The organism is Pseudoalteromonas sp. S3785 (assembly GCF_005887365.1).
Lineage (GTDB): Bacteria > Pseudomonadota > Gammaproteobacteria > Enterobacterales > Alteromonadaceae > Pseudoalteromonas.
Map to the genome: position 1 here is coordinate 1 of NZ_PNCT01000109.1, position 5,290 is coordinate 5,290.

Genomic DNA, 5,290 nt, shown 5'->3' on the forward strand with positions numbered 1-5,290 from the left:
GCTTTAGCACGGGCAATAGCAGCAGCTACGGCTGACTTTTTATCATCAGGTACTGATGATGACTCGCCCTCCGCAGCTTTTTGTTCTTTATATTTACGCGCTTTTTCTTTACGCAGTGCGCGCTCTTTGGCTACTTCACTGTTATCTGGCTCTAGCTCTTCACCTTGCTGTTTTTTCGCTTTGGCGCGGGCTATTGCAGCGGCTACAGCTGATTTTTCATCGCCATCGGATGATTTGCTCTTAACGCGGGCAAGGGCATCTGCTACTTTTTGTTTTTCATCTGGTGTTTTGGCCGCTGGTTTACGTTTATGGCGATTTTGACGTTCTTGTTGCTCGCGCTCTAGGCGCTCTTTACGGGCGTCAAAACGCTCTTTTGCTCTATCGGCTTTAATTTTTTCGGCTTGCTGCTCTTTTATTTCTACTTTTGCTACGCGGTAATATTGCACCAATGGAATTTCGCTTGGGCATACATACGCACACGCGCCACATTCAATACAATCAAATAGGTTGTGTTCTTGTAATTTGTCGTATTCTTTTGATTTTGCAAACCATTGTAATTGCTGTGGTAATAACGAAGCAGGGCAGGCATCTGCACAGGCACTACAGCGTATACAGGCTTTTTCAGGCCCAGGCTCTGCCAGCTCTTTATGATCGGGCGCTAAAATACAGTTGGTGGTTTTAATTACCCCAATACGTACCGTAGGCAAGGTAAAGCCCATCATCGGTCCGCCCATGACAACGCGCTGCTGTGGTACGGGTGAAAAACCTTGGCAATCTAGCAGGTGCTTAACTTCAGTGCCTAGTAATGCCCATACATTACCCGCATTATGAATAGTGTTACCCGTTACTGTAACAACGCGTTCAATAAGCGGTTTACCTTCGTATACGGCTTGTTGTACAGCAAACAAAGTACCGGTATTGTGCACTAAAATACCAATATCGGCCGGAATACCGCCGCTAGGTACTTCACGGTTTGTGAGTAATTTAATTAATTGTTTTTCGCCACCCGAAGGGTAAACAGTAGGCACTGTTTGAATGACAATATTGGCGTTGTGCTCTGCGGCACTTTTCATAGCTGCAATGGCTTCGGGTTTGTTATCTTCTATACCAACAATACACAGTGTCGGGTTTAGAATTTGTTGCATTAGCTCAATGCCTTGCACTACTTGCTTGGCATGTTCACGCATTAATACATCGTCGGCCGTTATGTAAGGTTCACACTCAACCGCATTAACAATTAAAAACTCAATAGGTTGCTTTATATCGGCTTTTACATAAGTAGGAAAGCCTGCTCCACCCATACCACTTATACCTGCTTGATGAATAATATCGACTAATTCATCGTGGCTAAGCTCACTTGGGTTAGGGGTAGGAGTCAGTTCGCACCATTGATCCTTGCCATCAGGCTCAATAATAATACTTAGCTCAGGTAGAGCCGATGGATGCGCCGAAGGCACAGGGCTAATATCTGTTATTGTGCCAGAGCTGGGCGCATGTACAGGCACAGACCAATTCGCAACAGGCACGGTAAGTGCTTGACCTTTTAATACCTGTTGGCCTTTTTCTACAATTAACTTACCGTTAGCACCTATGTGCTGTTTAATTGGTACAACTAACTTATCTGGCAGAGGGAGCCTAGCAATACGCGCACTGTTAGAGAGTGTTTTTTGTTGTGGTGGATGCACGCCGCCCGGGAATGCCCAAACGGTGCCTTTTTTAATTTGTTCAAGTAACTTTTCCACTCAAACCTCTAATCTATTTGCGTGACAGGAATAGCATCAAGTTGCCATTTCCAGTTTTGTTTTGTTTCGGCTACAGGCAGCATATCAATGCAATCTACAGGGCAGGGCTCTACACATAAATCGCAGCCGGTACACTCTTCAATTAATACAGTGTGCATTTGGCGTGTTGCACCAACAATGGCATCAACAGGGCATGCCTGGATACACTTAGTACAGCCTATGCACTCGTCTTCGCGAATATAGGCAACTGTTTTGATCGGCTCTGCTTGCTCACCACCGGCAAGCGGTTTAGGCTCAACGCCCATTAAATCGGCCAGCTTTTTAACCGTTGCTTCACCGCCTGGCGGGCATTTATTAATTTCATCCCCGTTGGCAATTGCCTCAGCATAAGGGCGACAGCCCGGATAGCCACACTGGCCACACTGAGTTTGTGGTAAAATGGTATCTATTTGCTCAACAATTGGGTCGCCTTCTACACGAAAGCGAATAGCTGCAAAGCCTAAAATAAGTCCAAAAACAAGCGCTAGCGAGCCAAGCGCTATCAAGGCATACATTAAGGTCATATTAAAACTTCACTAATCCGGTAAAACCCATAAACGCCATTGACATTAAGCCGGCGGTTATCATGGCTATTGAGGCGCCTTTAAACGGGGTGGGAACATCTGCAGCAGCAAGGCGTTCGCGTAGCGCTGCAAATAATACAAGTACTAATGAAAAGCCAACGGCTGCGCCAAAACCATATACAGCAGATTGTAAAAAGGTGTGATCTTCTTTTATGTTAAGAAGCGCAACACCTAATACCGCACAGTTAGTGGTGATCAGCGGTAAAAATATACCTAATAAACGGTATAAAGTAGGGCTAGTTTTACGCACAACCATTTCGGTAAATTGCACCACAACGGCAATCACTAAAATAAAGCTCATGGTACGTAAAAATTCGATGTCTAGCGGCGCTAAAATATATTGATTAACTAAATAGCTTGTAACAGAGGCAAGAGTAAGCACAAACGTGGTTGCTAAAGACATGCCAATTGCGGTATCAAGCTTGCCTGATACACCCATAAATGGACATAAGCCTAAAAATTGTACTAATACAAAGTTATTAACTAGAACGGTTCCAATCAATAACAAGACATATTCTGTCATGTGTGCCTCGCGCTATTAAAATCCCGTGTATTATCCTTTTTTCTGCCCCGATAAACAACATATGCGAGTCGTTATCAGTTAAATAAACACGGTAAAATAATTAAGCGATCACAAAGCTGTAAAATTTATGTGATTTTAAAGTAAGTGAAAAATTAAACAGTTAAAACACAAAAAGAGCAACATGTGCTCTTTTTGTGTTTTTTAAGCAGGGCTTAAATGTCTTTTGGTTTTTCTATGTAATAACCTTGCACGCCATCTAGGCATAAGGTTTCTACTATGTGTTTTTCTTCTTGGCTTTCAACGCCCTCTGCAAACACACTCACGCCAATGCGGTGGGCTAAATCAACCATTAGGCGCATAAAGTATTGATTATTTTTATCATCTTCTAGACCGCGCGTGTAACTTGCATCCATTTTAATAAAGTCGGGTTTTAAATCACGGAAAAACTTAAACGAGGTTAACCCTACACCAAAGCGTTCAACCGTTACACGAGCCCCTACGCGATGCACCATATCAATAAAGCGTTTACTGGCTTTAATATTTTGCTGTAGGCCAAATTCACTTACTTCAAATACTAATTTAGAGGCTATATGCGTATCTTTTAATAAGCGGCGTTCTAACCAAATAACAAATTGATCGTTATGTGCACTTGAGGCGGTCACGTTCAGGCCAAAAAACTTTTCAGACAGGTTGCGGCTTTTAATTTTTTCAAGTGACGAGTCAATAATCAAGCGGTCAATTTCTATGGCCATGTCGAGCTTTTCAGCCATGGCTAAAAATGAGGCAGTAGGAAGCACTTGGTTATCTTCGGTTTTAAAACGTACTTGGATCTCTGCATAAGCCTTAATGCTTTTACCCAGCGGCATAATATTTTGCATTACTAAGTGAACACGTTTTGATTCAATTACTTCGTTAATCACTTTGCGCCAGTTTTGGTTACCAAACCCAGCACTTACATTATTGACTAAATCGGTTTCGCGCTGCACATGCCATGCATTTACTTGCTTAGATTGCGCCATGCTCATTGCGTTATCTACAACCGATAATAGCTCGCCCAGCGGTTTGCCTTTTTCGTAGCCCACAATGCCCGTATTAGCCACAGAGCTGAGCTCTTGATTTTGCTGGTATTGAGTAAAGCGCGATTGCAGGTTTTCACCAAAACGCTCTGCTTCTTTAAGTGGGGTATTAGGTAATACTATGGCAAAGTCTGAGCTATTTAGCCTAAATACTTGGCTACCCGTGTAGGTACCACTTATATGTTTAATTATATCGGCCACACCTTTAACGTAGTCATCACCTTTTTGATAGCCACGGCTTTGGTTTATCGATTGCAGCTCACTACAGCGCACAAGCGCTAGCGAGCCAAAGGTACTGCGCTCACTGTTTTCGATGTGCTTTTCGTAATATTCAACAAACATATTACGGTTGCCTAATTCGGTAATCACATCTTTGTAGGCTTCTTGCTTAATGCTTAGGGCAGCGTTTTGAATATCATCATTTTTATTTTTTAAAAAATGCGAAAGGCGATTAAAGCTAGGGACTAAATCTTTACCTAGCTTTTTCATTTTACTGGCATCAAGCGCGGTGTTTAAGTCGTCACCAATTTGATTTTGGTTAATGTAAATGTCTATTACATCGGCAACGGTCATGCTGATATTTTTATTTAAGCTATGAAAAATAGACTTCATTAATACGATCGGAATAATCACTAACAACGCTGAGATAAAAATAACAATAAACAGTGAAGTTTGAAGTTGTTGGGCTAAACGCTCTATATTGAGAGTAAATTCTACTTTTATGTCTGCGGCGTCGTTAACTGCAAATTGCGGGCGAACTGAATTAAAGCTAGATTGAATAAACTCAGCAAACATGGGCAGCTGGGTAGGGGAGTTAACTGAAAATACTTCAGCCCCTTGGTAGTCTCTTAGTATAAAGTTTGAAAACGTTTTACCATCGGCTATCGCTTTTTTTATACTTTCAGGCGAAATCTCGTCGCTTGTTAAGCTGTTAATGTAGTGTGTTACACTGGTTTGTGCCGAAGTTTGTGCTTCACTTACTGCATTATTAAAGCTTACAGATATGAAGTAGCTTCCAGCCGCAACACATACAAGCCAAGACAGGATTTGTATAAAAATAAGTTTTTTAAAGCCAGCCATGTTATCAATCTTTTAATAGTTCAAAAGGAAAGGAATCAAGTCCTTGATCATTCAACTAATAGCAACACATTAGAATAGATATTATGTTTTAGTTATAAAGCAGAAGAGTAGTGGAAAATTACTGAAATGTCTATGAAATTCTTATGATTGGCTCCCCCTCCCCGACTCGAACGGGGGACCTGCGGATTAACAGTCCGTCGCTCTAACCAACTGAGCTAAGATCCAAACACCGGCGTGTATGTAAAG

4 protein-coding genes and 1 tRNA gene are annotated in these 5,290 nt (G+C 42.0%); all 5 read right to left on the reverse strand.

The window, feature by feature from the left end; all coding sequences use genetic code 11:
- Nucleotides 1-1,742, reverse strand: a 1,742-nt coding sequence (gene rsxC / locus CWC17_RS18525) for an electron transport complex subunit RsxC (protein WP_138614571.1), incomplete at its 3' end; no start/stop codon positions are given.
- Between the two features lie 8 nt (nt 1,743-1,750).
- Nucleotides 1,751-2,305: an electron transport complex subunit RsxB gene (rsxB, locus tag CWC17_RS18530; protein ID WP_004589479.1), complete on the reverse strand. Its 555-nt coding sequence runs from the start codon at nt 2,303-2,305 to the stop codon at nt 1,751-1,753.
- Nucleotide 2,306: 1 nt separating this feature from the next.
- Nucleotides 2,307-2,888, reverse strand: a complete 582-nt coding sequence (gene rsxA, locus CWC17_RS18535; protein WP_004589478.1) for an electron transport complex subunit RsxA — start codon at nt 2,886-2,888, stop codon at nt 2,307-2,309.
- Nucleotides 2,889-3,100: 212 nt separating this feature from the next.
- Nucleotides 3,101-5,044: an EAL domain-containing protein gene (locus CWC17_RS18540; RefSeq protein WP_138542683.1), complete on the reverse strand. Its 1,944-nt coding sequence runs from the start codon at nt 5,042-5,044 to the stop codon at nt 3,101-3,103.
- 148 nt (nt 5,045-5,192) lie between these two features.
- A tRNA-Asn gene (locus tag CWC17_RS18545) sits at nt 5,193-5,265 on the reverse strand.
- Between the last annotated feature and the right edge of the window lie 25 nt (nt 5,266-5,290).

What these genes read in the sequence shown, in the direction of transcription:
- rsxB (WP_004589479.1), bottom strand. Translation starts at nt 2,305, where the DNA reads ATGACCTTAATGTATGCCTTGATAGCGCTTGGCTCGCTAGCGCTTGTT.
- rsxA (WP_004589478.1), bottom strand. Translation starts at nt 2,888, where the DNA reads ATGACAGAATATGTCTTGTTATTGATTGGAACCGTTCTAGTTAATAAC.
- CWC17_RS18540 (WP_138542683.1), bottom strand. Translation starts at nt 5,044, where the DNA reads ATGGCTGGCTTTAAAAAACTTATTTTTATACAAATCCTGTCTTGGCTT.